Here is a 23,819-nt window from a genome sequence, read left to right on the forward strand (position 1 = left end):
CCTACCCGGCGCGCAGCACGATCCGGACGCACAACCCGCCGGCCCCGGCCTCGTGCAGGCTCACCGCGCCGCCGTCGTCGGACACCAACTGCTTGACGATGGCCAGCCCGAGCCCCGACCCGGAACGCCCGGTCAACCCCGGACCACGCCAGAACCGGTCGAACGCCCGCCGCCGATCGGCGGCGGGCAGGCCGGGACCCTGGTCGACCACTTCGAGCACCGCCTTCGGGCCCTCGCGCCTGCTCGACACGGTGATCGCGGCGTGGTCCGGGGAGACGGCCAGCGCGTTCGACAGCACGTTGTCGAGCACCTGCTCCAGGTGACCGTGGCCGGCCAGGACGTGCAGGTCGGGGTCGGCGGCGTCGTGCCGCAGCCGGATGTCGCGCTCGTCCGCGGCGGCCCGCCAGGTGTCGAACCGGCCCGCCACGACGTCGACCACCCGCACCTGTTCCGGGGTGGCCACGGTGGACTCGGCCCTGGCCAGGGTGAGCAGGCCGTCGACCAGCCTGCTCATCCGCACGACCTCGCCGGTGGCGTGGTCGACGTCCTCGCGCACGTACGGGTCGTCCACCCCGTCCGCGATGTTGTCCAGCGACAGCCGCAGCGCGGTCAGCGGGGTGCGGAGCTGGTGGGAGGCGTCGCCGATGAAGGCGCGTTGCGCCCCGACCAGGGTGCCGATGGTCTCGGCGGCGGTGTTGAGGGTGCTGGCCAGCGTCCGGGTCTCCGGCGGCCCGGTCTCCGCGACCCGCGCGGCGAGGTCGCCGTCGCGCAGGCTGCCCGCCATCCGGTTGAGCTCGCGCAGCGGGCGGGTCAACCGCCGGGCCAGCAGGACGCCCAGCACCGCCGCCACGACCAGCACGGTCACCGCCAGGACCGCCCGGAAGCCCCAGATCTGCCACAGCCGGGACATCAGGGGCGCGGACGGGTAGCTGATGCGGACCGCGCCGACGACCGCGCCCTCCGGCGACCTGACCGGCATCGCCAGCACCAGCCCGTCGTCACCCAACGCCTCGGCGTGCCCCCACCGCAGCGCCTCCCGGCCGTTCAGCGCGGTCGTGAACGCCGGGTCGTCGACGGCGACGGGGAGCGGCATGGGGTCCACCGCGGTGCGGGCGGCGGACAGCACGTCCAACTTGCCGAGCGTCTGCATCTGGTAGGCGTCGACCAGCCGGTCCAGCGCCTGCCGGGACGGCTGGTCACCGGCGGCGAGGAGCAGCGCGGCGGCCTCCGCCTCCCGGCGGGCCGAGTTCTCCGCCTCCCGGTACAGCTGGTCGGTGAGGGTGAACGCCACCGGGACGGTGAACGCGGCGATGGCGACCAGGACCAGCAGCACGTAGCTCAGGGCGAGCTGGCGGATCACGTCAGCACCAGTCGGAACCCGACACCGCGCACGGTCTCCACGGCAGCCGCGTCACCGAGCTTGCGCCGCAGCGCGCCGACGTGCACGTCGAGCGTCTTGGTGGGACCGAACCAGTTGGCGTCCCAGACCGCTTCCATGATCTGTTCCCTGGTGAACACCGCGTCCGGCGCCTCGGCCAGGAACGCCAGCAGGTCGTACTCCTTGGGCGTCAAGGTGATCTCGACACCGTCCACGTGCACCCGTCGTGCCCGCCGGTCGATGGTGAGCCTGTCGGACACCGCCGTGTCGGGTGGGGCCATCGCGGGCCGGACCCGCCGCAGCACCGCGCGCATCCGGGCGATCACCTCGCGGACGCCGAACGGCTTGGACACGTAGTCGTCCGCGCCGATCTCCAGGCCGACCACCCGGTCGGTCTCGTCGGCCCGCGCGCTGATCACGATGATCGGCACGTCACCGCGGGCGCGCAGCTCCCGGCAGACGTCCAGACCGTCCACATCGGGCAGACCGAGGTCGACCAGGACCATGTCGGCCTCCGCCGCCGCCAGCGCCTCGGCCCCGGTGCGCACCCATTCGACGTCGAACCCGTACCGCGCCAGGCCCCGCGTCAGGGACTCGGCGATGGGCTCGTCGTCTTCCACCAGCAGCACACGCATGGCCCGAATCCTGCCACTGCCCCCGACCGGGTCGAACCCGACGTCGTCGCAGCTGAACGCGGGCGCGCGACCACGTGCTCGGTGGTCGCGCGCCCGCGGGCTCAGCAGGTCGCCGGGACGGTGGCCCCGTCGGGGTCGGCCGGCTCGGCCGGGTGACCGCCCTGGTCCGGCGGCGGCACCGGGCACGGCGGGTTGCCGCCGCGGTTGAGCCAGGCCCGCACCGCGCCGCCGTCGTAGACCACCAGGTAGTCGGCACGGCCGTCACCGCTGATGTCCCGGAACACCGACTTCGACCCCGGGTAGCCGGTCGGGTGCACGAAGCGCAGGCGCTCCGCGAAACCGCCGAAGCCGCCGCCGCCCTCGTTGAGGTGGGCGTGCACCATGCCGTTCGCCCCGACCACCTCGGAACGACCCGGGACATGCGCCATCGGACCGCGGACGGCCGGCGAGGGCGTTCACCGCGGGGCCGGCGGCGGGCCCCAGCGGCGGCCGATGTGGTCGTGCAGCAGGCGGTGCGCGGATTCCAGGCGGCCGTCGGCGACGCGTTCGGCGATCTCGATGTGCTCGTCGATCGAGGCCTCGATCCGGCCGGGGACCAGGAAGTCGTCCATGCGGACCCGCCGGATGCGGCGGGTCACGTCCGCCAGCACCGTCACCAGTTCGGTGTTGCCGGAGGCAGCGAGCAGCGCGGTGTGGAAGCGCTCGTCCTCGAGCACGAACTCCGGCGACGGCTCCGGCGGTGCGGCCCGCAGCGCGTACCAGTGCTCCAGCTCGGCGCCGAGGGCGTCGGTGTCGTGGCGCACGTGCGGGTTCTCGATGCTGCGGCTGATACCGCGCAGCTCGACCGCGATGCACACCTCGTAGAGGTCGCGGACCCGGGCCGTGCTCGGCACGACCACCGAGTACCCCCACTCCTCGCGGGCGAGCAGCCCGTCGGCCACGAGCCGGACCAGGGCGTCGCGCACCGGCGTGCGCGACACCCCGAACCGCTTCGACAGGCGCGGCTCGGTGAGCCGTTCGGTGGGACCGATCCGCCCTCCCAGCACGTCGTCGCGCAACTCCAGGTAGACGCGCTCACGCAGTGAGGACGGGGCGTCTAACTCGTTCATGGGCACTGTTCGCCCTCAGATGGCCATCGCGGCCCGGACGTCGGTGAGCGCGGCCTCGCCACCGGGACCGGACGAGGTGACCCGGCCGGACGCCAGCACGTAGTACGAGTGCGCGACCGACAACGCGAAACCGACGTGCTGTTCCACCAGGAGCACCGACAGGTCCCCGCGGCGGGTCAGCCCCAGGACGACCTCCTCGATCTCCGCGACCACCGACGGCTGGATGCCCTCCGTGGGCTCGTCGAGGACCAGCACCCGCGGCTGCGCGACCAGCGCGCGGGCGATGGCGAGCTGCTGGCGCTGCCCGCCGGACAGCAGCCCGGCGCGGCGGCCGAGCAACCCGCGCAGGGCGGGGAAGACGTCCAGGGCTTCGTCGATCAACGCCGCGCCACGCGGCCGGCCGTCCGCGACCACGCGCAGGTTCTCCATCGTGGTCATCTGCCCGAACGACTGCTGCCCTTGCGGCACGTACCCCAGCCCGCGCGCCACCCGTTTGTGCGGGGGCAACGCGGTGACGTCCTCCCCGTCGAGCAGCACCCGCCCGGAGCGGACCGGCAGCGTCCCGACCGCCGCGCGCAGCAGCGTGGTCTTGCCGGCCCCGTTGTGACCCATGATCGTGGTCACCCCACCGGCGGGCACCTCCACGGTCACGTCGTGCACCACGGACGTGCGCCCGTAGGCGACCTCCACGTCGACCAGTTGCAGCACCTAAACCCCCTCCCCCAACACGGCCTCGGCGACGGCCTTCGAGTGCCGCCCGGGACCGAGGTAGACCTCCTGGACCCGCGGATCGGCCTGCACCTGCGCCACCGAACCCTCGGCGAGCACCTTCCCGGCGTGCAGCACGGTCACGGACGTGGCGAAGGCCCGCATGAAGTCCATGTCGTGCTCGACCACCACGACGGTGCGGCCCGCGCCGATGCGCTGGAGCAGCCGTCCCGTCTCGTCCTTCTCGTCGGCGCTCATGCCGGCCACCGGCTCGTCGAGCATGAGCAGCTTGGCGTCCTGCACCAGCAGCATGCCGATCTCCAGCCACTGCTTCTGGCCGTGCGACAACGTGCCGGCCAGGGCGTCGGCGCGCTCGGTGAGCCCGACCGTCTCCATCGCCTCGACGACCACCTCGGGCACCCGCGTGCGGCGCCTGGCCAGCGTGAGCACGCCGCGCCGGGCGCCGGCCGCGATGTCGAGGTTCTGCGTCACCGTGAGCTCCTCGAACACGGTCGCGGTCTGGAAGGTGCGCCCCACGCCGAGCCGGGCGATGCGGTGCACCTTGCGGCCGACCAGGTCCACGCCCGCCCACCGCGCCGCCCCGGTGGCCGGCACCAGACCCGACACCGCGTCGATCAGGGTGGTCTTGCCGGCGCCGTTGGGGCCGATGAGGAAGCGGAGGTCGCCCGGCAGCACCGAGAGGTTCACGCGGTCCACGGCCACGAACCCGTCGAAGCTCACGGTCAGGTCGGTCAACTCCAGGTAGTCGGCGTTCATCGTGAGCTCCCCGAGAGCGACGGGACGGGCGGCTCTTCCGCGGCCCGCGGTGGCCGGCGCCGTTCACGCCATCCCCGCAGCACCGACCGCAACGAGGCAAGTCCTCCCGGAAGGAACGCCACGACCAGCACGAACAACAACCCCTGCGCGTAGGTCCAACCCGAGGGGAACCGTTCCGAGAGCGAGGTCTCCGCCCACGCGACGGCGATCGCGCCGAGCACCGGTCCGAGCAGCGTGGTGCGCCCGCCCACGGCGACACCGACCAGCAGCCCGATCGACGGGATGATGCCGACGTCGTTGGGCGAGATGATGCCCACGATCGGCACGAACAACGCGCCGGCGACACCGGCCATCACCGCGGCGACGGCGTAGGCGACGGTCTTGACCACCGCCGGGTCGTAGCCGAGGAACCGCACACGCTCCTCGGCGTCACGGCACGCCACGAGCAGTTCGCCGTAGCGACTGACCATCAGCTGCCGTGCCAGCGCGACCATCGCCAGCAACGAGACCGCAGCGATGATGTAGAGCATCAGCCGGTTCGCCGGGTCGCGCAGGGAGAACCCGAAGAAACCCTTGAAGTTGTTGAGCCCGGTGGACCCGCCGGTGCTGCGCGGGTTGCCGATCAGCAGGATCGCGAACGCCGCCGCGAGCGCCTGCGACAGGATGGCGAAGTACGCGCCGCGCACCCGCCTCCGGAACGTGGCCAGTCCCAACAGGACGGCCACCGCCGGGGGCACGAGGAGGACCGCGATGATGGTCACCACACCGGACCGGAACGGCTCCCACCAGACCGGCACGCCGTCCGAGGAGATCAGCGCCATGAAGTCGGGCACGCCGGTGCTCGCCGGCGCGTCGGCCAGCTTCAGGTGCATCGCCATGATGTAGGCGCCGAGCCCGAAGAACACGCCCTGCCCCAGCACGAGCATGCCACCACGACCCCACGCCAGGCCGATGCCCACGGCGACCATCGCGTAGCAGAGGTACTTGCCCAGCAGACCCAGCCGGAACGACGAGAGCAGCGCGGGGGCGACGACGAGCAGGAGCACCGCGGCGAGCACGAACCCGCCGACCACCGCCCACCTGCCGGTGAACACCTTGAGGTTCATACCAGGCTCCGGGTCCGCACGACGAAGATGCCCTGGGGGCGGGCCTGGAGGAACACCACGATCAGCGCCAGCACGGCCACCTTCGCGATCGACGCGGTGGTGGAGTACTCGATCCACGACTGGGCGACGCCGAGCACGAACGCCGCGATCACCGCGCCCTTGATCTGGCCGATCCCGCCGACCACGACCACCAGGAAGGCGTCGACGATGTAGGCGGTGCCGAGGTTGGACGAGATGGAGCCCATCAGCGTGAGCGCGACCCCGGCGACACCGGCCAGGCCGGACCCGACGAAGAAGGTGGTGCGGTCGGTGCGCCGCGTGGAGATGCCGGAGCTCTCCGCCAGCGCGCGGTTCTGCACCGTGGCGCGGATCCGGCGCCCCAACGAGGTGAACGCGAGCAACGCCGACAACAGGACCACGGCCGCGACCGCGATCACGAGGATGAACAACCGGGTCTTCGGGAACGTGAACCCGAGCACCTCAACCGGCCCCGACAGCCAGCCCGGCGCGGCCACGTCGACCCCGGCGGTGCCGAACACGTCACGGGCGAGTTGTTGCAGCACCAGGGAAACACCGAACGTGACCAGCAGTGTGTCGAGTGGACGGTGGTACATGCGCCGCAGCAGGAGTGCCTCCAGGGCGAGGCCGAGCAGACCGCCCACGACGAACGCCGTGGGCAACGACACCAGCAACGACAGTCCGGCGTCGCCGAGCACGCCCTGCACCACGAAGGCGGTGTAGGCCCCGGCCATGATGAACTCGCCGTGCGCCATGTTGATGACACCCATCTGCCCGAACGTCAGGGCGAGGCCGAGCGCGGCGAGCAGGAGTATCGACCCTCCCGACAGGCCGTTGAACAGCTGGCTCAGCAGGATTTCCACGACATGCCTTTCGTGAGTCGACGGCGACGGGTCGCCGGCCGGGTCTTCTCCCCGGCCGGCGGCCCGTGCGAGGTGCTCAGCTCAGCCGGACAGCCCGGCGGCCCAGGGGTAGGACTTGAGGTACGGGTCCGGCTCGATCGGCTTGCCCGAGGTCCAGTCGGTGTAGATCAGCCCGTCCGGGGCGATCTTGCCGATCAGCGCGGTCTTGGCGATGTGGTGGTTGTCGCCGTTGACCGTCACGGTTCCCTCAGGGGCGTCGAAGCCGACCCCGCCCGCGGCCTTCTGGATCTCCGGCACCGCGAACGACTTCGCCTTCTCCACCATGCCCTTCCACAGGAACAGCGACGTGTAGGCGGCCTCCATCGGGTCGGAGGTGACCTTCGAGGCCCCGTAGGCGTTCTTGAAGTCCGCGACGAACTTCTTGTTCTGCGGGCTGTCGATGGTCTGGTAGTAGTTCCAGGCCACCGGCTGGCCGACGATGTTGCCCACCCCGATGCCGCCGACCTCCTCCTCGGCGATCGACACCGACAGCACCGGCATCGCCTCCGCCGTCAGGCCGGCGTTCTTGTACTCCTTGAAGAACGCCACGTTCGAGTCGCCGTTGAGGGTGTTGAAGACCGCGTCGGCGTCGGCGGCCTTGACCTTGGAGACGATCGTCGAGAAGTCGGTGTGGCCCAGCGGCGCGTACTCCTCACCCTTGACCTCGATGCCGTTCGCCTTCGCGTACGCCTTGATGATCTTGTTGGCGGTCTGCGGGAACACGTAGTCGCTGCCCACCAGGAAGAGGCTCTTGGCGCCCTTCTCCTTCAGGTAGTCCAGCGCCGGGACGATCTGCTGGTTGGTGGTGGCCCCGGTGTAGAAGATGTTCTTCGACGACTCCAGACCTTCGTACTGCACCGGGTAGAACAGCAGCGCGTTGTTGGACTCGAACACCGGCAACATCGCCTTGCGCGACGAGGAGGTCCACCCACCGAACACCGCGGCGACGCAGTCGGCCCGGATCAACTTCTCGGCCTTCTCCGCGAACACGGTCGGCTCCGACGCCCCGTCCTCGGCGACGACCGTGAGCTGCTTGCCCAGCACGCCACCCGCGCCGTTGATCTGGTCGGCGGCCAACTTCAGCGCGTTGAAGACGGTGTTCTCACTGATCGCCATCGTGCCCGACCGCGAGTTGAGGAACCCGACCTTGACACTGGTCCCGGAGGTGTCGACACAGGCAGCCCCCGCATCCCCCGTCCCCCCACCATCCGACACCCGAGCCCCGCACCCGACAAGCAACCCCATCACCGCAACCGCCGCCACAGCAACCCGTAGCCGGGACCGTGAGATGTCCATCCGCATGCGCCTTTCACGAAGGCGGAGACACCACAGGTTCACACCCGATGACCCCGCTCGCCGGACTCGTGCCGCCTCTGAGCTGCTGGATACAGGCCTGTATCCAGTGGCGGTGACGCTAGGAACGCGATGTTGCGGCGGTGGCGGTGCCCGGTTACGGCTGGGTGGCCGGGCGGGCCGGACATGACCCCGATCGTGTGATCTGCCAGTAACGCGGTCTCCGATGGATCCGGGCGACAGGTGACCAACCGCCTGAGCCGTGACTGGTCGCTGGTGGCGGTTCGTCGGGCGCGGTCGTGGCGTGGGGTGGGCGGGGTGAAGTAATTGAAGGTTAATGCATTGTGTCGGAATCTTTGGATCGCCACCGGCTCGGTGGTTGACGTCCGGTCCTGGGTGCGGCACAGTCCGACGTGGCGACAATCACGAGGGGGCGGGCCGGGGTGGCTTGTGCCCTCATCAGGTGAGCGGTCGCGAAAGGGGGAACAATGGGGGAGTCTGTTCACCGTGTGGTCGTGAACGACGTCGGTCAGTACGCCATCCAGCTCGCGTCGGCCGATCTTCCCGCTGGTTGGAGCGATGGCGGGGGTACCGGGACGAAGGCGGAGTGCCTCGCCCGGGTAGATGGGGTCTGGACCGACATGCGTCCTGCGGCGGTGCGCGAGCGGCTAGGCGGCTGACAGCCGCGGGAATTTCAATTCGGCAGTCCGCAGTGCCGTGATCCGAGCAGGGCGATCATTTTCGGGCGCGTTCCGGGGTGGTTCACGCGTGCCTGAACCAATGCGCGAGGGCAACGGCCCACCGGGGTCGGTGCCGTATTCGCGTGGCATTTTCCAACGCGTCTGGCGGCGCAGAGAGGACGCACCTTGTCCGTCGACAGCATCCACGGGTGGTTCGAGCGGCAGGCGGCGGCTCGGGGGGACGCGATCGCCGTCGTGTGCGGCGCGGACCGGCTCACCTACCGGGAACTCGACCTGCGGGCCAACCGGCTCGCCCACCGGCTGCGCGGGCTCGGTGTCGGTCCCGAAGTGCCGGTCGCGGTGTGCTTGCGTCGCTCCACCGGGCTGGTCACGGCGTTGCTCGCGGTGCTCAAGGCGGGCGGGTGCTACCTGCCGCTGGACCCCTCGCACCCGGCCGACCGGCTCGCCGGGATGATCGCCGACGCGGGCGCGGCGGTCCTGGTCAGCGACGGTTCGACCGGCCTCGCCGCCGACCATGTCGTGGAAACGTCCGAGGAAGTAGAGCAAGAGCCGCCCGGGGTGCCCGGACTGGGGGACGACAACCTCGCCTACGTCATGTACACCAGCGGTTCCACGGGCACGCCGAAGGGCGTGATGGTGGAGCACCGCAACGTCCTCGACCTGCTCACCGCCACCCGCGACCTGTTCCGCTTCGGCCCCGACGACGTCTGGACGATGTTCGCCTCCGCCGCCTTCGACGTGTCGGTGTGGGAAATGTGGGGCGCGCTGCTGCACGGCGGCACGCTGGTCGTCGTCCCCGACGACGTGAAGCGCTCGCCGGAGGACTTCCGCGACCTGCTGCGCGCCGAACGGGTCACCGTGCTCAACCAGACCCCCGCCGCGTTCGCGCAGCTCGCCGCCACCGACACCACCGGCATCGACGACCTGCGGGTGGTCGTGTTCGCCGGCGAAGAGCTGAAGTTCGCGTCACTCAGGCCCTGGTTCGCCCGGCACGGCGACCGGAAACCGTTGCTGGTCAACATGTACGGCATCACCGAGACCACCGTGCACTCCACCTACCGCGTGGTCACCGAAGCCGACCTCGACCGGGCACCCGGCAGCATGATCGGCACCGCCCTGCCCGGCCAGTCGATCACCCTGGTGGACGGTGAGATCCACGTCGGCGGCGGTGGCGTCGCGCGCGGCTACCTCCACCGGCCCGGCCTGACCGCCGAGCGCTTCCTGCCCGACCCGGACCGCCCCGGCGACCGGGTGTACCGCTCCGGCGACACCGCCCGCGCCGTCGGCGACGACCTCCAGTACACCGGGCGGCTCGACCACCAGGTGAAGGTCCGGGGCCACCGCATCGAACTCGGCGAGGTCGAGGCCGCGCTGCGCGCCGTGCCCGGCGTGCGCGACGCCGTGGTGATCGCCGGCCCCGACCCCTCCGGCGACCGGCGCCTGGTCGCGCACTGGCTCGGCGAGCCCGACGCGGACCCGCGCGGCCCGCTCAAGCGGACCCTGCCCGACTACATGGTGCCCGCCGCGTTCGTGCGCTTGGACGCCTTCCCTTTGACCGCCAACGGCAAAGTCGACCGCGCCGCCCTCCCCGACCCGGACGGCGCGCGCCCCGACCTGGCCGAGCCGTTCGCCGAGCCGAGCACGCCGCTGGAGAAGGCGATCGCCGAGATCTGGGCCGAAGCGCTGTGGGTGGACCGGATCGGCCTGGACGACGACTTCTTCGACCTCGGCGGCCAGTCCCTGCTGGCCACCCAGGTCGCCGCCACCATGCGCGAGCGGCTGGACGTCCCGGCGTCGCTGCGGCTGCTGCTGGACGAACCCACGATCCGCCTGTGCGCCAAAGCCTTGGAGCGCCGATCGTGAACGACGACAACGACGAGCTCGACGGCATCGCCATCATCGGCATGAGCGGCCGGTTCCCCGGCGCGCCCGACGTCGACCGGTTCTGGTCCATGCTGCTGGCCGGCGAAGAGGGCATCAGCCACTACACCGCCGACGAGCTGGTCGCCGCGGGTGTCAAGCGGGACCTCGTGGACGACCCGCGGTTCGTGCGCAGCGCGCACACGCTCGACGGTTTCGGGTTGTTCGACGCCGACTTCTTCGGGTTCACCCGCGCCGAGGCCGACGTGACCGATCCGCAGCACCGGCTGCTGCTGGAGTGCGCCCACAAAGCGCTGGAACGCGCCGGGCACGCCACCCCGACCGCGCGGACCGGGGTGTTCGCGGGCGTGGCCACCAGCACCTACCTCGCCGAACGCCTGGCGGACAACGGTTTCGCGCACCCGATGCAGGTCCGCATCGGCAACGACCCTGCGATGGCTGCGCTGCGCGTGTCCTACAAGCTCGACCTGGCCGGGCCGAGCCTGACCGTGCAGACGGCCTGCTCGTCGTCGCTGGTCGCGGTGCACCTGGCGTGCCAGAGCCTGCTCACCCTCGACTGCGACCTCGCCGTCGCGGGCGGCGCGGCGATCCGGCTGCTCGGGCCGCGCGGCCACCTCCACGAGGAGGGCGGCATCCACTCCACCGATGGCCGCTGCCGCCCGTTCGACGCCGACGCCACCGGCACGGCAGACGGGGACGGCGTGGGCGTCGTGGTGCTCAAGCGCCTGGCCGACGCGGTGGCGGACGGCGACCACGTGCACGCCGTCATCCTGGGCTCGGCGGTGAACAACGACGGCTCGGACAAGATCGGCTTCACCGCGCCGTCCGCCGCGGGCCAGGTGGCGGCGATCGCGGAGGCGCTGGCGGTGTCCGGCGTGCACCGCGACACCGTCGGGTACGTGGAGGCGCACGGCACCGCGACCCCGCTGGGCGACCCGATCGAGGCGAGCGCCCTGGCCGAGGTGTTCGGCAGGCGCGCCACGCCCGGCCTGCTCGGGTCGGTGAAGGGCAACGTCGGCCACCTCGACGCGGCGGCGGGCGTGACGGGCCTGATCAAAGCCGCGCTGGCGGTGGAGCACGGTGTCGTGCCGCCGACCGCGCACTTCCGCGCGCCCAACCCGAAGCTCGCCGAGATCCCGTTCCGGGTCAACTCCTCGCCCGAACCGTGGCCGGGGGACGGCCCGCGACGGGCCGGGGTGAGCTCGTTCGGGATCGGCGGCACCAACGCGCACGTGATCGTGCAGCAACCGCCCGTGGCAGGCGGTGACGCGCCGCGCCGGCGGTGGGAGGTGCTGCCCGTGTCGGCCCGCACCGAGACCGCTGTGGGCGAGGCCTCGAAGCAGTTGGCCGACCACTTCGAAAGCAGTGACAAGGCGTTCGCGGACGCGGCGCACACCCTCCAGGTCGGCCGGGCCGCGTTCGAGTGGCGGCGGGCCGTGGTCGCCGACGCCTCCACCGCCGCCGCGGCCTTGCGTGGTCCTGGTGGCACCAAAGCGACCGCTTCCCGGACCGTGTTCCTGCTGCCCGGCCAAGGCAGCCAGTACACCGGGATGGGCTCCGAACTGCACCGCGAGGAACCCGTGTTCCGCGCCGCGCTGGACGAGTGCGCCGACCTGCTGCTCCCCCACCTGGGCTGGGACGTGCGCGAAGCCGCCTTCCACGCCGACGACCTCCGCGCCACCCTGCGCACCCAGCCGACCGTGTTCAGCGTCGCCTACGCCACGGCGAAGCTCCTGGACTCCTGGGGCGTCCGACCCGACGCCATGATCGGCCACAGCCTCGGCGAACTCGTCGCCGCCTGCCTGGCCGGCGTGTTCACCCTGCCCGACGCGCTGCGCGTGGTCGCGACGCGGGCACGCCTGATGCAGGAGTCTCCGCCCGGCCGGATGCTGGCCGTGCCGCTGACCGAGGACGCCGCCACCGCCGAACTCGCGGGCCTGGTCACCGTCGCCGCCGTCAACGCCCCCGGCTCGTGCGTGGTCGCCGGCACCCCGGACGCGGTCGCCGAGGCCCGGCGGCTGCTGGAGGCCAAGGGCTTGGTGGTCAAGGACGTGCCCACCTCACACGCCTTCCACACCGCTCTCATCGACCCCGCGCTGCCCGGTCTGGAGCAGGCCGTGCGCGCGGCGACCCTGTCCGCGCCGACCGTGCCGTTCGCCTCGAACGTGACCGGGACGTGGATCACCGACGCCCAGGCCACCGACCCCGCCTACTGGGTCGCCCACAGCCGGCAGGCGGTCCGGTTCGCCGACGGACTGGCCGCGGTGCTCGACCCGGGCGAGGCCGCACTGGTCGAAGTCGGCCCCGGTACCGTCCTCGGTGGACTGGCCGCCGCGTGCGGCGCACCCCGGGCCGCCGCCACGCTGCGCCGCGGCGAACCCGAGGGCCGCACGGTCCTGGAGGCGGTCGCGTCGGTGTGGGAACGCGGCGGGACCGTCGACTGGGCGGCCCTGCGCGGCGACGAGCGCCGAGTCCGCACACCGCTGCCGACCTACCCGTTCGAACGCCGCGAACACCTCGTGGACCCCGTGGCGTCCACCGGGCGGCGCGCGCCGGAACGCTGGGCCTCGGCCCCGGTGTGGCTGCCGAAGCCGGCCGCGAGCACCGACCTCGCACCCGCCCGCTGGCTCGTGCTGGCCGACGACGGAGGTGTCGCCGAAGACCTGGCACGGCGGCTGCCCGGCGAGGTCACGGTGGTGCCGCGCGGCGGCACGCTGCCCGACGTGCGCCCCGACCGGGTCGTGCACGCGTGGAGCGTGCGATCCGACGCCGACGCCGCGACCCGCTACCGCCGCGCCCAGGACGAAGGGTTCCACGCCCTGCTGGACCTGGTCCGGTCGCTGGGTCCCGACCCGGTGCGCATCGACGTGGTGACCAACGACCTCCAGGACATCACCCCCGTGCTGCTGCCCGAACGGGCCACCGTGCTCGGCGCGGCGACCGTGCTGGCGCAGGAGTACGCGAACGTCACCACCCACTGCGTGGACGTGTCCCTGTCCGACAACGGCCTGGTCGACGTGCTGCTGGCCGAACTGGCCGCCGAGCCCGGTGACGGCCGGGTCGCCTACCGCCACGGACGGCGGTTCGCCCCCTCCTACGCCCCCGTGGACCTGCCGGAACCCACCGCGTGGCAGGAAGGCGCGACCTACCTGGTGGTCGGCGCGGACGGCGAGGTGGGTCGCGCGTTCGCCGAGGACATGAGGCGCGCGGGCGCGAAGGTCGTCACCGCCGAACCCGACACCATCGCGGACGCCGTGCGCGGACACGACATCCGCGGTGCCGTCCACGCCGTCGACGTGCGCGGCGCGGGCCTGATCGCGCTGAAGACCCGCGAGCAGGCCGAAGAAGTCCTCACCGCCCACGTCCAGTCGTTACTCCACCTCGACGAACTACTGCCCGACGCCGAGTTCCTGCTGCTCTGCTCCTCCACCACCGGTGTGCTGGGCGGCTTCGGCCAGGTCGACAACTGCGCCGCCGCCGCGTTCCTGGACGCCTTCGCCCCGGCGCGCGGCCGGCTCGTGCTCGACTGGGCCCAGTGGGCGTGGGACGACTGGCTGGAGCGGCAGATGGCCGACCTGCCGGACGTGCGCGAGCGGTTCCGCAGGCAGCGCGCGGCCGAGGGCGTCACGGCGGAGGAGGGCGTGCGGATCGCCCGATCCGCCCTTGCCGCCGGCCACCACCGGCTGGTGGTGTCCACAGTGGACTTCCACGAGGTGCTGGCCGCGCAGGACGGGCTGACCGCGACGGCGTTCGTCGACTCGCTGCACGACGGCGGCGCGGACGCCGACTGGGACCCCGCCCTGGTGTGGCCCGACGACGAGGTCGCCCGCGGCGTGGCCACCATCTGGCGGGAGACCCTCGGCGTCGCGCGCATCGACCCGGACGACGACTTCTACGAACTGGGCGGCAACTCCCTGTTCGCCATCCAGATCGTGTCCCGGCTGCGGCAGCTGCACGGCGACCTGCCGATGAGCGCGATCTTCGAGGCGCCCACCGTGTCCGGGCTCGCCGCCGCGATCCGCGCGCACCAGGCCGACGCGATGGGCGTGGACGAGTTCGAAGCCCTGCTCAAGGAGATCGAGGACCTCTCGCCGGACGAGGTCGAGGCGCGGCTGAGGGGTGACGGCGATGCCTGACGACCGCCTGCGGCAACTCCGGGAACGCATGGAGTCGCTGTCGCCACCCCAGCGCGCCGCGCTGGAACAGGCCCTGCGGCAGCGGGACGCCAAGCCACCCGTGCCCACCGCGCGCCCCGCTCCGAAGCGCCGGACCCGCCGCGCGACCAGCACGATGGAGTTCAGCCTGTTCTTCTTCTCCGGCGACGGCTCCAAGGCCGGCGCGGACAACTACCGGCTGCTGCTGGACAGCGCGCAGGTCGCCGACCGCGAGGGGTTCTCCGCGATATGGGTGCCCGAACGGCACTTCGTGGACTTCGGCGGCCTGTACCCGAACCCGTCGGTGCTGGCCGCCGCGCTGGCCGTGACCACCGAGCGGGTGCAGATCCGCGCGGGCAGCGTCGCCGTGCCGCTGCACCACCCGGTGCGCATCGCCGAGGAGTGGTCGGTGGTGGACAACCTGTCCGGCGGGCGGGTGGCGATCGCCTGCGCCTCCGGGTGGCACCCCGACGACTTCGTCATCGCCCCGAACGGCCGGGCGGGCCACAAGTCCCGCAAGGACGACATGTTCGACGCCATCGACCTGGTCCAGCGGCTGTGGGCGGGCGAGACCGTGGACGTCGACGGCGTGGCCGTGCGCACCCTCCCCCGCCCCCGGCAACCGCGCCTGCCGCTGTGGATCTCCTCGCAGGGCAGCGTGGACACCTTCGTGCGGGCCGGGCGGATCGGCGCGAACGTGCTCACCGGCCTGGTCGCGATGCGGCCCGCCGACCTGAAGGACAAGATCGACGCCTACCGGGAGGCGCTGGCCGAGGCCGGGCACACCGACGGCGTGGTCACCGCGATGGTGCACACCTTCCTCGGCGCCGACGAGGACGAGGTGCGCGAGCTGGTCCGGGACCCGCTGATCGGCTACCTGCGCACGTTCCTGGCCCAGCAGGGCAGTTTCGACAGCGAGTTCAACCTCCTGGACGACGAGGGCCGCGAGGCCATGCTCGCCGCGAGCTTCGACCGCTACTTCGAGAGCCTGGCCCTGCTCGGCACGCCCGACAAGGCCGAGTCGCTGGTGGAGGACCTGGTGGACCTCGGCGTGGACGAGGTCGCGTGCCTGGTCGACTTCGGCCTGGAACCCGAGGTGGTGCTGGACGGCCTGCGCCACCTGGCGGAGCTGAAGGACCGCTACCGAGGAGCCCGATCGTGACGGACCTGACCGACCGGCTGGCCCGGCTCACCCCGGCGCAACGCGCCCTGCTCGACCAGCGCCTCAAACGCACTCCGACGACGCCGGCGGGCATCCCCCGCCGCACCACCGGCGACCGGCACCGGCTGACCCTCGACCAGGAGCGGATCTGGCTGCTGCACCAGTTCGACCCCACCGACCCGGCCTACAACATCTTCTTCGCCACCTGGCTGGACGGCGACCTCGACGCCGACGCCTTCCAACGGGCGATCACCGCGTTCGTGCGCCGCCACGAGTCGCTGCGCACCACGTTCCAGGTCGAAGGCCACCGCCCGGTCGCGGTCGTGCACGACGAACCCGACGTCGTGGTGCGGCACGTCGACGCGCCCGACGACGCCGAAGCCCTGCGGCGGGCCGAGGACGAGACCAGGGTGCCCTTCGACATCGCCACCGGGCCGCTGATGCGCGTCATCCTCTACCGCGTCGCGCCCCGGCGGCACCTGCTGCTCGGCGTGATCGACCACCTGGTGTGGGACCGGGCGTCGCTGGGCATCTTCGCCGACGAGCTGGCCGAGTACTACACCGCGTTCACCGAGGGCCGGGACCCCGACCTGCCGGAACTGCCCATCCAGTACGGCGACTACGCCGAGTGGCAGCCCCGGTGGATCGAGGAGGAGGTGGCCACCCGGCACCTGCCGTACTGGCGGCGGCACCTGGCGGGCGCGGAGCCGGCGCTGGAGCTGCCCGCCGACCGGCCCCGACCGCCGGTGCAGACGTTCAACGGGGCGCGCTACCGGTTCCGGCTCACCGACGAGCTCACCGCCGCCGTCCGCGACTTCGCCCGGCGCGAGTCGGTCACGGTGAACGTGGCCCTGCTGGCGGCCTGGCAACTGCTGCTGCACCGGCTGACCGGGCAGCGGGACATCGTCGTGGCGACCACGTCGTCCACCCGGTCGCGGCCGGAGACGGAGCCGCTGATCGGCTACTTCCTGACCATGCTGCCGCTGCGCGTGCGGGTGGAGCCGGACATGCCGTTCCGCGCGCTGGTGCAGGCCGCGCGCACCACGATGGTCGGCGCGTTCGACCACGCCGACACCCCGTTCGGGGTGCTGCTGGACGAGCTGGAGGTGGACCGCGACCCCAGCCGCAACCCCGTCTACCAGACCACGTTCATCTTCGTGGACTTCCACCACGAGCGCCGCCGCGAGCTGCCGGGCCTGACCCAGGAATCGCTGCTGCTGGACAACCGCACCGCCAAGGACGACGTCACCCTGGGCTTCTTCGACGACCAGACGCTGGCCGGGCCGGGTTTCCTGGGCCTGCTGGAGTACAACTCCGACCTGTTCGACGAGACGACCATCGCGCGGATGGCCGACCAGCTCACGCGCGTGCTGGAAGGGGCCGTCGCCGACCCGGAGCGCCCGATCAGTGAACTGTCCCTTGTGGACGAGGAAGAGACCCGCCGGCAGGTCGTGGAGTGGAACCGCACCGCGGTCGAGCGCGAGACCGACCTGACCGTGGACGAGATGGTGCGGCGGCAGGCGGAGCGCACGCCCGACGCCGTCGCCGTGTCCTCCGGGGGCCGGAGCCTGACCTACCGCGAATTGCTGGCCGAGGCCGAACGGGTCGCGGGCGTGCTCCAGCAGCGCGGCGCGGGTCCGGAACAGGTCGTCGCGGTGTGCTTGCCCCGGTCGTGCGACCTGGTCGTGGCGCTGCTGGGCGTGCTGCTGTCCGGTGCCGCCTACCTGCCGCTGGACCCCGACCACCCGCCGCGGCGGCGGGAGGAGATGGTCGCCGACGCCGGCGCGCTGATGGTGCTGACCGAGCTGCCCGTCGGGGTCGCCGAGTACCAGCGGCCCGAGCCGTTCGGCGAACGGCTGGCCTACGTCATCTACACGTCCGGCTCGACCGGGCGGCCCAAGGGCGTCGAGGTGCCGCACCGGGCCGTGGTGAACCTGCTGGCGGCGATGGCCGAGGAGGTCGGGTTCGGCCCCGACGACGTGCTCGCGGCCGTCACGTCGGTGTCGTTCGACATCGCGGGCCTGGAGCTGTTCGGCCCGCCGGCGACCGGCGGCCGGTGCGAGGTCGTGCCCCGGGAGGTCGCCCAGGACGGCCGCGCGCTGGCCGCACTGCTGGCCGACGTCGGCGCGACCGTCCTGCAAGCCACCCCGACCACCTGGCACCTGCTGCTGGAAGCGGGATGGCAGCACGGCGAAGGGCTGCGCGCGATCGTCGGCGGCGAGGCGCTGCCGCGGGCCCTGGCCGACCGGCTCGCCCCCGGCCGCACGTGGAACGTGTACGGCCCCACCGAAACCACCATCTGGTCCACCACCTGGCGGCTGGTCGAGGGCGTGATCTCGATCGGCACTCCCCTGGCCAACACCCAGGTCTACGTGCTGGACGACCACTTCCGGCCGGTGCCGGTGGGCCTGCCCGGCGAGCTGTTCCTGGGCGGCGCGGGCGTAGCGCGCGGCTACCGGGGGCGGCCCTCGACCACGGCGGAGCGGTTCGTCCCCGACCACCTCGGCGGCACGCCCGGCGCCCGGCTCTACCGCACCGGCGACCGGGTGCGGCAGCGGGCCGACGGCAGCCTGGTGTTCCTCGGCCGCGACGACGGCCAGGTGAAGCTGCGCGGGTACCGCATCGAGCTCGGCGAGGTGGAGGCGCGGCTGGCCGACCACCCCGACGTGAAGCGGGCGGTGGCCGTGGTGCGCGAGGACCGGCCCGGCGACCGGCGGCTGGTCGGCTACGTCGAGACCGACGCCGAGCTGCGCGCCGCCGACCTGCGCGCCCTGGTGCGCGAGTCGCTGCCGGACTACATGGTGCCCGCCGCGGTGGTGAACCTGGCCCGGTTCCCGTTGACCACCAGCGGCAAGGTGGACCGCAAGGCGCTGCCCGCGCCATCGGTCGAGCGCGGCGACGACTACGTGGCCCCGCGCGACCCCGTGGAGCTGGAAGTGGCCCAGGTCTGGCAGGACGTGCTGGGCTCCGGTCCCGTCGGCCTGCACGACCGGTTCTTCGACCTGGGCGGCCACTCCCTGCTCGTGCTGCGGCTGATCGCCGAGATCGAGCGGCGGTTCGGCCGCACCCTGCCGATGGCGGCGATCTTCCAGGGCGCGACGGTCGAGCGGTTCGCGCGGATGCTGCGCGAGGGCTACCGCGAAGCCGACCGGCCGCACCTGGTGGAGCTGCGCGCGGGCGCGCCGGACGTGCCGCCGCTGTTCTTCGCGCACCCGGCGGGCAGCGAGGTGGTCTGCTACATGCCGTTCGCCAAGCTGCTGGAACCGGTGGAACGACCGCTGTACGCGCTGGCCTCGCCGCCCCCGGTCGACGGGCTCGCCCCGTTCGCGTCCTTCGAGGAACGCGCCGCCGCCTACGCCGACCTGGTCCGCGAGGTGCAACCGCAAGGCCCGTACACGCTGGCGGGCTGGTGCTACGGCGGCTCGAACGCCTACGCCGTGGCGCAGGAGCTGGAACGGCGGGGCGAACAGGTGTCCGTGGTGCTGATCGAGTCGCACCCGCCCGCGCTGGAGGACGGCCCCGAACCCGAGCGGGCGCAGATCGTGCAGGCGGTGGCGGCGAACCTCCAGTGGGACCACACCGACACCCTCGACGACCTGCGCGCGATGACCGACGAAGAGCAGGTCGACCACCTGCTGAAGGTCGCCCGCGCGGGCGACTACCTGCCGCCGGACGCGGGCCGCGGGCAGATGCGCACCGTGCTGGAGCTGTGGGTGGCCAACCTGCGGCTGCTGTGGCCCTACCGCCCCGAACCGCTGGCCGGCCGCGTCACCCTGCTGCGCGCCGCCGACGAACCACCCGAGCAGTACGAACCGTGGCGCCACCTGGCGACCGACCTGGAGGTGCGCGAAGTGCCCGGCAACCACTACACGGTGATCCGGCCGCCGCTGGTGGAGACGCTGGCCGCCGTGCTGCGCGAGGTGACCTCCGGTGCTTGAGCTGCTCAAGGACGGCACCTACATCCGGTACTGGCTGGCCGTCGTGGCGTCGTTCCTGGGCGACGCGATGGCCCGGGTCACCCTGATCTACGTCGCCGCCACCCTCACCGACGCGCCCACCGCCCTGATCGCGCTGGTCATCATCGCCCAGCTGCTGCCCACCGGGGTGCTCGGCGTGTTCGCCGGGCCGCTGACCGACCGGCTGCCCAAGCGGGTGCTGCTGGTCGGCTCGGACCTGGTGCGGGTGGTGATCGTGCTGGCGATGATCCCGGCGCTGGGCTCGGCGTGGCTGCTGCTGGCGCTGATCCTGCTGGAGGGCCTGGCCAAGACGTTCTTCGAGACCGCCCGCATCGCCGCGATCCCGGCCATCGTCGGCGACCACGCCATCCCGCCCGCGGTCGCGCTGTTCCAGAGCACCAACCACACGCTCAACCTGCTCGGACCCGCGCTGGGCGGGGTGCTGATCGCGATCGGCAGCGTGCCCTCCGTGCTGGTGATCAACGCGGCCACGTTCGTGGTGTCGGCGGTGCTGCTGGGCAGCATGGGCGTGCTGAAGACCGTGCCGGTGGCGACCGGCGTGCCGCAGCGGTACTGGGCGTCGCTGCGCGAGGGCCTGCGCGAGACGCTGCGGGTGCCGTCGCTGCGGTTCCTGTTCGCGTTCCTGGTGCCGATGATGGTGGTACTGGGCCTGTTCACCACGAACTTCAACGCCCAGCTGCTGACCGTGTTCGGCCTGCCGCCCGCCGAGTACGGCCTGTCGCACGCGTTCTTCGGCGGCGGCGCGGTGCTGGGCGCGCTGGTGGGGCCGGTGCTGGTGCGCCGGTTCCCGGTGCGGGGGCTGCTGGCGGGCGCGATCGCGTTGTTCGGCGTGTCCCTGCTGGCGCTGGCCCCGACCGGCTGGCTGCACGACCGGCTCGGCTTGACCGCCGTGGTGGCGTGGTGCCTGGTGGCGGGGCTCGGGTCGAGCCTGTTCCAGGTGCCGATCGCGAACACCGTGCTGCGGGACCTGCCGGAATCGCTGCGCGGGCGCGGGGTGGGCCTGCTCAACTCGCTGATGACCACCGGGCTCGTCGTCGGTGTGGCGCTGGGCGCGGTGACCGGGTCCTGGCTGGGCATCGCCGGGTCGATCGTGTACGCGGGCGTGGCGCTGCTGGCGTGCGCGCTGCTCGCCGCGCTCCCGTCCCGGCGGGCGCGCCAGGTGGAGGAGGTGACACCGTGACCGCCGACCGCATCCCGCTGCCGCCGGCCGCGCGCCGGCTGTGGACGCTGTCCCGGATCAGGCCGGGCGACCCGTTCTTCAACCACCCGTTCGCGGTGGACGTCGCCGGTCCGCTGGACGTGGCGCTGCTGGGTGGCTGCGTCGGGGAGATCGTGCGGCGGCACGAGCCGCTGCGCTCCCGCGTCGAGGACGGGCACTACGTGGTGCAGCCTGCTTCTCTGGTTGAGCTGTCCGCTGTGGACGGTGACGAGGAGGATGCTCACCGGTTCGGGCAGGAGCCGTTCGACCTGGCCGCCGCGCCGCCGTTCCGGGTGCTGCTGCTGCGCTTGGGACCGGACCGGCACCGCCTGGTGGTCAACGCCCACCACATCGTCATCGACGGCTTGTCGCTGGACGTGTTCATGACCGAGCTGGTCGCGCTCTACGCGGGCGAGGAGCTGCCCGAGCTGCCGACGCGGTTCGGCGACCTGCCGCCGGTCGGCGACGACCGCGAGTACTGGGTGCGGCGGCTGGCCGGCGCGCCCGTCGCGGTCGAACTCCCCTACGTGGGGCCGCGTCCGCTGGTCACCGACCATCGGGGCGCGCGCCGGACCCGCCTGATGCCGCTGTCGGTGCTGGAGCGGGTGCGGCAGGTGGCGCGGGTCGGGCGGGCGACGCCGTACATGGCGCTCAAGGCCGCGTGTGACGTCCTGTTGGCGCACTACGGCAACGACGACGTGCTGATGGGCATGGCGCTGGCCGGGCGGGACACGTCCGCGCAGGCCGCCCTGGTGGCGAACCTGATCAAGCCCGTGGTGCTGCGCACGCACCTGGGTGACGACCCGACGTTCGCCGAGGTGGTGCGCCGGGTGCGCGACGACGTGCTGGACGCCGTCGACCACCCGGACCTGCCGCTGGAGGACGTGCTGGCCGACCTGGGCGTGACCCGCGACCCCGGCTACCACCCACTGTTCCAGGTGATGTTCAACCACGATGTCGAGCCCACACCGCGCGCGGTCGGCGAGACGACGTTCACGCTGCGGTTCATGCGGCTGGACACCATGAAGGTGGAGCTGAACATCGGGCTGCTGGAGAGCCCGCGCGGCCTGGAAGCGGTGTTCGACTACCGGCGCGACCTGCTGGACGAGTCCACTGTGGACTCCATGCTGGAGCGGCTGGAGGTCGTGCTGCGGCACGTCGGCGACCACCCGGACGCGCGGGTGTCGGAGCTGCGGACGATCGGGGTCGCCCCGCCCGCGCCCCTGGCCGAGCCGGTGGAGCGGTGCGTGCACGACTTGGTGGCGCGGTGGGCGGTGGACCGGCCCGACGCGGTGGCCGTGGACGCCGACGTGCGCTGGACCTACCGCGAGCTGGACGACGTGGCCTCCGGTGTCGCCGGGAAGCTGGCGGAGCTGGGCGTGGTGCCCGGCGCGCGGGTGGCGGTGTGCGCGGCGACGTCCGCGATGCTGCCCGCTGCGCTGCTGGGCGTACTCAAGGCGGGCGCGGTCGCCGTGCCGCTGGACCCGGCGCTGCCGCCCTACCTGCTGCGCGCGATGGCCGAGCAGTGCGGTGTCGACGTGGTGCTGGCCGACGAGAACGCCGAACCGGTGTTCACCTCGGCAGTGCGGCTGGAACGGTGGCCCGCCACGCCGGGTGCCACCGCCGCTGCTCCCGCGCCAAGCGCCACCGCCAGCGCGCCGGCCGCCGCCGTCGCACCGGGCGACCCGGCTTTCGTGCTGCACACCGCAGACGGCGAGCACGCGGTGGTCGTGGAGCACCGGGCGTTCGCCAACTCCCTGCGCCTGCCCGTCCCCTCGCCGCGGGACGTGTTCGGGTTGCTCGCCCCACTCGCGGCCGGCGGGACCGACACTCCGGCGGCGATGCGGTATGTCACGCCGGAGACGGGCGTGGCCCTGGTCGACGGCCGCCCACTGCCCGGAGTGGCCGCCCTCGTGCTGGACGAGCGGGGTCGTCCGCTGCCCCCGGGCATGACCGGCGACCTGTGGATCGGCGGCCACGGCCTGGCCCGCGGCTACCTGGACGAGCCCGACCTGACCGAGCGCCGCTTCCGCACCTACCAAGGCGTCCGACTCTTCGACACCGGCGACCGCGCCCGGCTCACCCCCGACGGCGCGGTGCGCCTGGTGCGGCGGGTGGGACGGGTGGACCTCGACGCCGTCGAGTCGACTCTGACCACCCACCCCGGCGTGCGGCGCGCGGTCGCTCTGGCCGACGAGAACGGCCGCGCGGTCGCCGTCGCCGTGACGGCCGAGCAAGGCCAAGCGCTCTCCGTCGCCGTGACGGCCGAGCAGGGCCAGACGGTCGCCGTCGCCGTGACGGCCGAGCAGGGCCAAGCCGTCGCCGTGTCGGCGGTGCGCGGCCTGCGGGACTGGCTGGCCGAACGGTTGCCGCACTACACCGTGCCCACCCGCGTGCTCGCGGTGGAAGCGCTGCCCACCCTGCCCGGTGGCCGGCCCGACCGGGACGCCGTGCTGCGCCTGCTCGCCGAGACCGTCGAGGAGGACGCCTCCGACCTACCGCTGACCGACGCCGAGCGCGCGGTGAGCGAGGCGTGGACGGCGGTGCTCGGCCGGGTGGTGGGCCGGCGGCAGAACTTCTTCGACGCGGGCGGCGACTCGCTGCTGCTGGTGCGGCTCACCGAAAGGCTGCGGACGGTGTTCGACCGGCACATCGACGTGATCGACCTGTTCCGCCACCCGACGGTGCAGGCGATGGCGGAGCACCTGACCGGAGGCGGCGCGCAACCCGCGCCGGAGGAGGCCGCCGCGCGCGGCCAAGCCCGCCGGCACGCGCTGCGCGAGAAGGCCAAGCAGCGCGGGTGAGTCGCGGGGGGAATCG

16 protein-coding genes are annotated in these 23,819 nt (G+C 72.6%); 7 read left to right on the top strand and 9 right to left on the bottom strand.

All coding sequences use genetic code 11. From position 1 onward, the window contains the following. Window position 1 precedes the first annotated feature (1 nt). The 9 genes from WBN91_RS03860 to urtA all read right to left on the bottom strand — a co-directional run bounded on the left by WBN91_RS03860 (window position 2) and on the right by urtA (window position 7,935). Window positions 2–1,360, bottom strand: a complete 1,359-nt coding sequence (locus WBN91_RS03860) for a HAMP domain-containing sensor histidine kinase (RefSeq protein ID WP_337724202.1) — start codon at window positions 1,358–1,360, stop codon at window positions 2–4. Continuing rightward, on the bottom strand, window positions 1,357–2,013 hold the full coding sequence (locus WBN91_RS03865) for a response regulator transcription factor (RefSeq protein ID WP_337724203.1): 657 nt from the start codon (window positions 2,011–2,013) through the stop codon (window positions 1,357–1,359). Before WBN91_RS03865 ends, WBN91_RS03860 begins: the two co-directional genes overlap by 4 nt. A 101-nt stretch (window positions 2,014–2,114) precedes the next feature. Next, on the bottom strand, window positions 2,115–2,441 hold the full coding sequence (locus WBN91_RS03870; RefSeq protein WP_337723256.1) for a hypothetical protein: 327 nt from the start codon (window positions 2,439–2,441) through the stop codon (window positions 2,115–2,117). Window positions 2,442–2,468: 27 nt separating this feature from the next. Continuing rightward, entirely contained in the window at window positions 2,469–3,122 is a 654-nt protein-coding gene (locus WBN91_RS03875) for a GntR family transcriptional regulator (protein WP_337723255.1), read from the bottom strand. Window positions 3,123–3,137: 15 nt separating this feature from the next. Further along, a complete protein-coding gene (urtE, locus tag WBN91_RS03880) occupies window positions 3,138–3,830 on the bottom strand; it encodes an urea ABC transporter ATP-binding subunit UrtE (RefSeq protein WP_337723254.1) in 693 nt (230 codons plus the stop codon). Continuing rightward, on the bottom strand, window positions 3,831–4,607 hold the full coding sequence (urtD, locus tag WBN91_RS03885; protein ID WP_337723252.1) for an urea ABC transporter ATP-binding protein UrtD: 777 nt from the start codon (window positions 4,605–4,607) through the stop codon (window positions 3,831–3,833). It abuts the gene before it with no gap. After that, entirely contained in the window at window positions 4,604–5,713 is a 1,110-nt protein-coding gene (urtC, locus tag WBN91_RS03890; RefSeq protein WP_337723251.1) for an urea ABC transporter permease subunit UrtC, read from the bottom strand. Before urtC ends, urtD begins: the two co-directional genes overlap by 4 nt. Continuing rightward, window positions 5,710–6,594, bottom strand: coding sequence for an urea ABC transporter permease subunit UrtB (urtB, locus tag WBN91_RS03895; protein ID WP_337723250.1), 885 nt, complete (start codon window positions 6,592–6,594; stop codon window positions 5,710–5,712). Before urtB ends, urtC begins: the two co-directional genes overlap by 4 nt. A gap of 81 nt (window positions 6,595–6,675) precedes the next feature. Beyond that, a complete protein-coding gene (gene urtA / locus WBN91_RS03900; protein WP_337729359.1) occupies window positions 6,676–7,935 on the bottom strand; it encodes an urea ABC transporter substrate-binding protein in 1,260 nt (419 codons plus the stop codon). Window positions 7,936–8,414: 479 nt separating this feature from the next. On the opposite strand from urtA, the gene WBN91_RS03905 reads away from it, so the two are divergent. The 7 genes from WBN91_RS03905 to WBN91_RS03935 all read left to right on the top strand — a co-directional run bounded on the left by WBN91_RS03905 (window position 8,415) and on the right by WBN91_RS03935 (window position 23,803). After that, window positions 8,415–8,606: an MbtH family protein gene (locus WBN91_RS03905; RefSeq protein WP_337723248.1), complete on the top strand. Its 192-nt coding sequence runs from the start codon at window positions 8,415–8,417 to the stop codon at window positions 8,604–8,606. A gap of 186 nt (window positions 8,607–8,792) precedes the next feature. Beyond that, window positions 8,793–10,490: an amino acid adenylation domain-containing protein gene (locus WBN91_RS03910; protein WP_337723247.1), complete on the top strand. Its 1,698-nt coding sequence runs from the start codon at window positions 8,793–8,795 to the stop codon at window positions 10,488–10,490. Beyond that, window positions 10,487–14,644 carry a type I polyketide synthase gene (locus WBN91_RS03915; protein WP_337723246.1) on the top strand — a complete coding sequence of 1,386 codons (4,158 nt, stop codon included), beginning with the start codon at window positions 10,487–10,489 and terminating at the stop codon, window positions 14,642–14,644. Before WBN91_RS03910 ends, WBN91_RS03915 begins: the two co-directional genes overlap by 4 nt. Next, the gene (locus WBN91_RS03920; protein WP_337723245.1) at window positions 14,637–15,824 is read left to right on the top strand and encodes a MupA/Atu3671 family FMN-dependent luciferase-like monooxygenase; all 1,188 of its coding nucleotides are present in this window, start codon (window positions 14,637–14,639) and stop codon (window positions 15,822–15,824) included. Before WBN91_RS03915 ends, WBN91_RS03920 begins: the two co-directional genes overlap by 8 nt. After that, complete coding sequence (locus tag WBN91_RS03925) at window positions 15,821–19,762, top strand: non-ribosomal peptide synthetase (RefSeq protein ID WP_337723244.1); 3,942 nt, start codon at window positions 15,821–15,823, stop codon at window positions 19,760–19,762. The genes WBN91_RS03920 and WBN91_RS03925 overlap by 4 nt, the downstream gene beginning before the upstream one ends. After that, on the top strand, window positions 19,755–20,981 hold the full coding sequence (locus WBN91_RS03930) for an MFS transporter (RefSeq protein WP_337723243.1): 1,227 nt from the start codon (window positions 19,755–19,757) through the stop codon (window positions 20,979–20,981). The genes WBN91_RS03925 and WBN91_RS03930 overlap by 8 nt, the downstream gene beginning before the upstream one ends. Next, complete coding sequence (locus tag WBN91_RS03935; RefSeq protein ID WP_337723242.1) at window positions 20,978–23,803, top strand: condensation domain-containing protein; 2,826 nt, start codon at window positions 20,978–20,980, stop codon at window positions 23,801–23,803. Before WBN91_RS03930 ends, WBN91_RS03935 begins: the two co-directional genes overlap by 4 nt. The last annotated feature ends 16 nt before the right edge of the window (window positions 23,804–23,819 follow it).

Origin of the sequence: Saccharothrix sp. CCNWYY140, assembly GCF_037401995.1 — a bacterium.
Classification (GTDB): Bacteria; Actinomycetota; Actinomycetes; order Mycobacteriales; family Pseudonocardiaceae; genus Actinosynnema.

Coding starts and splice junctions, on each gene's coding strand:
- WBN91_RS03865 (WP_337724203.1), bottom strand. CDS start 2,013: ATGCGTGTGCTGCTGGTGGAAGACGACGAGCCCATCGCCGAGTCCCTG.
- WBN91_RS03870 (WP_337723256.1), bottom strand. CDS start 2,441: ATGGCGCATGTCCCGGGTCGTTCCGAGGTGGTCGGGGCGAACGGCATG.
- WBN91_RS03875 (WP_337723255.1), bottom strand. CDS start 3,122: ATGAACGAGTTAGACGCCCCGTCCTCACTGCGTGAGCGCGTCTACCTG.
- urtD (WP_337723252.1), bottom strand. CDS start 4,607: ATGAACGCCGACTACCTGGAGTTGACCGACCTGACCGTGAGCTTCGAC.
- urtC (WP_337723251.1), bottom strand. CDS start 5,713: ATGAACCTCAAGGTGTTCACCGGCAGGTGGGCGGTGGTCGGCGGGTTC.
- urtA (WP_337729359.1), bottom strand. CDS start 7,935: ATGCGGATGGACATCTCACGGTCCCGGCTACGGGTTGCTGTGGCGGCG.
- WBN91_RS03905 (WP_337723248.1), top strand. CDS start 8,415: ATGGGGGAGTCTGTTCACCGTGTGGTCGTGAACGACGTCGGTCAGTAC.
- WBN91_RS03920 (WP_337723245.1), top strand. CDS start 14,637: ATGCCTGACGACCGCCTGCGGCAACTCCGGGAACGCATGGAGTCGCTG.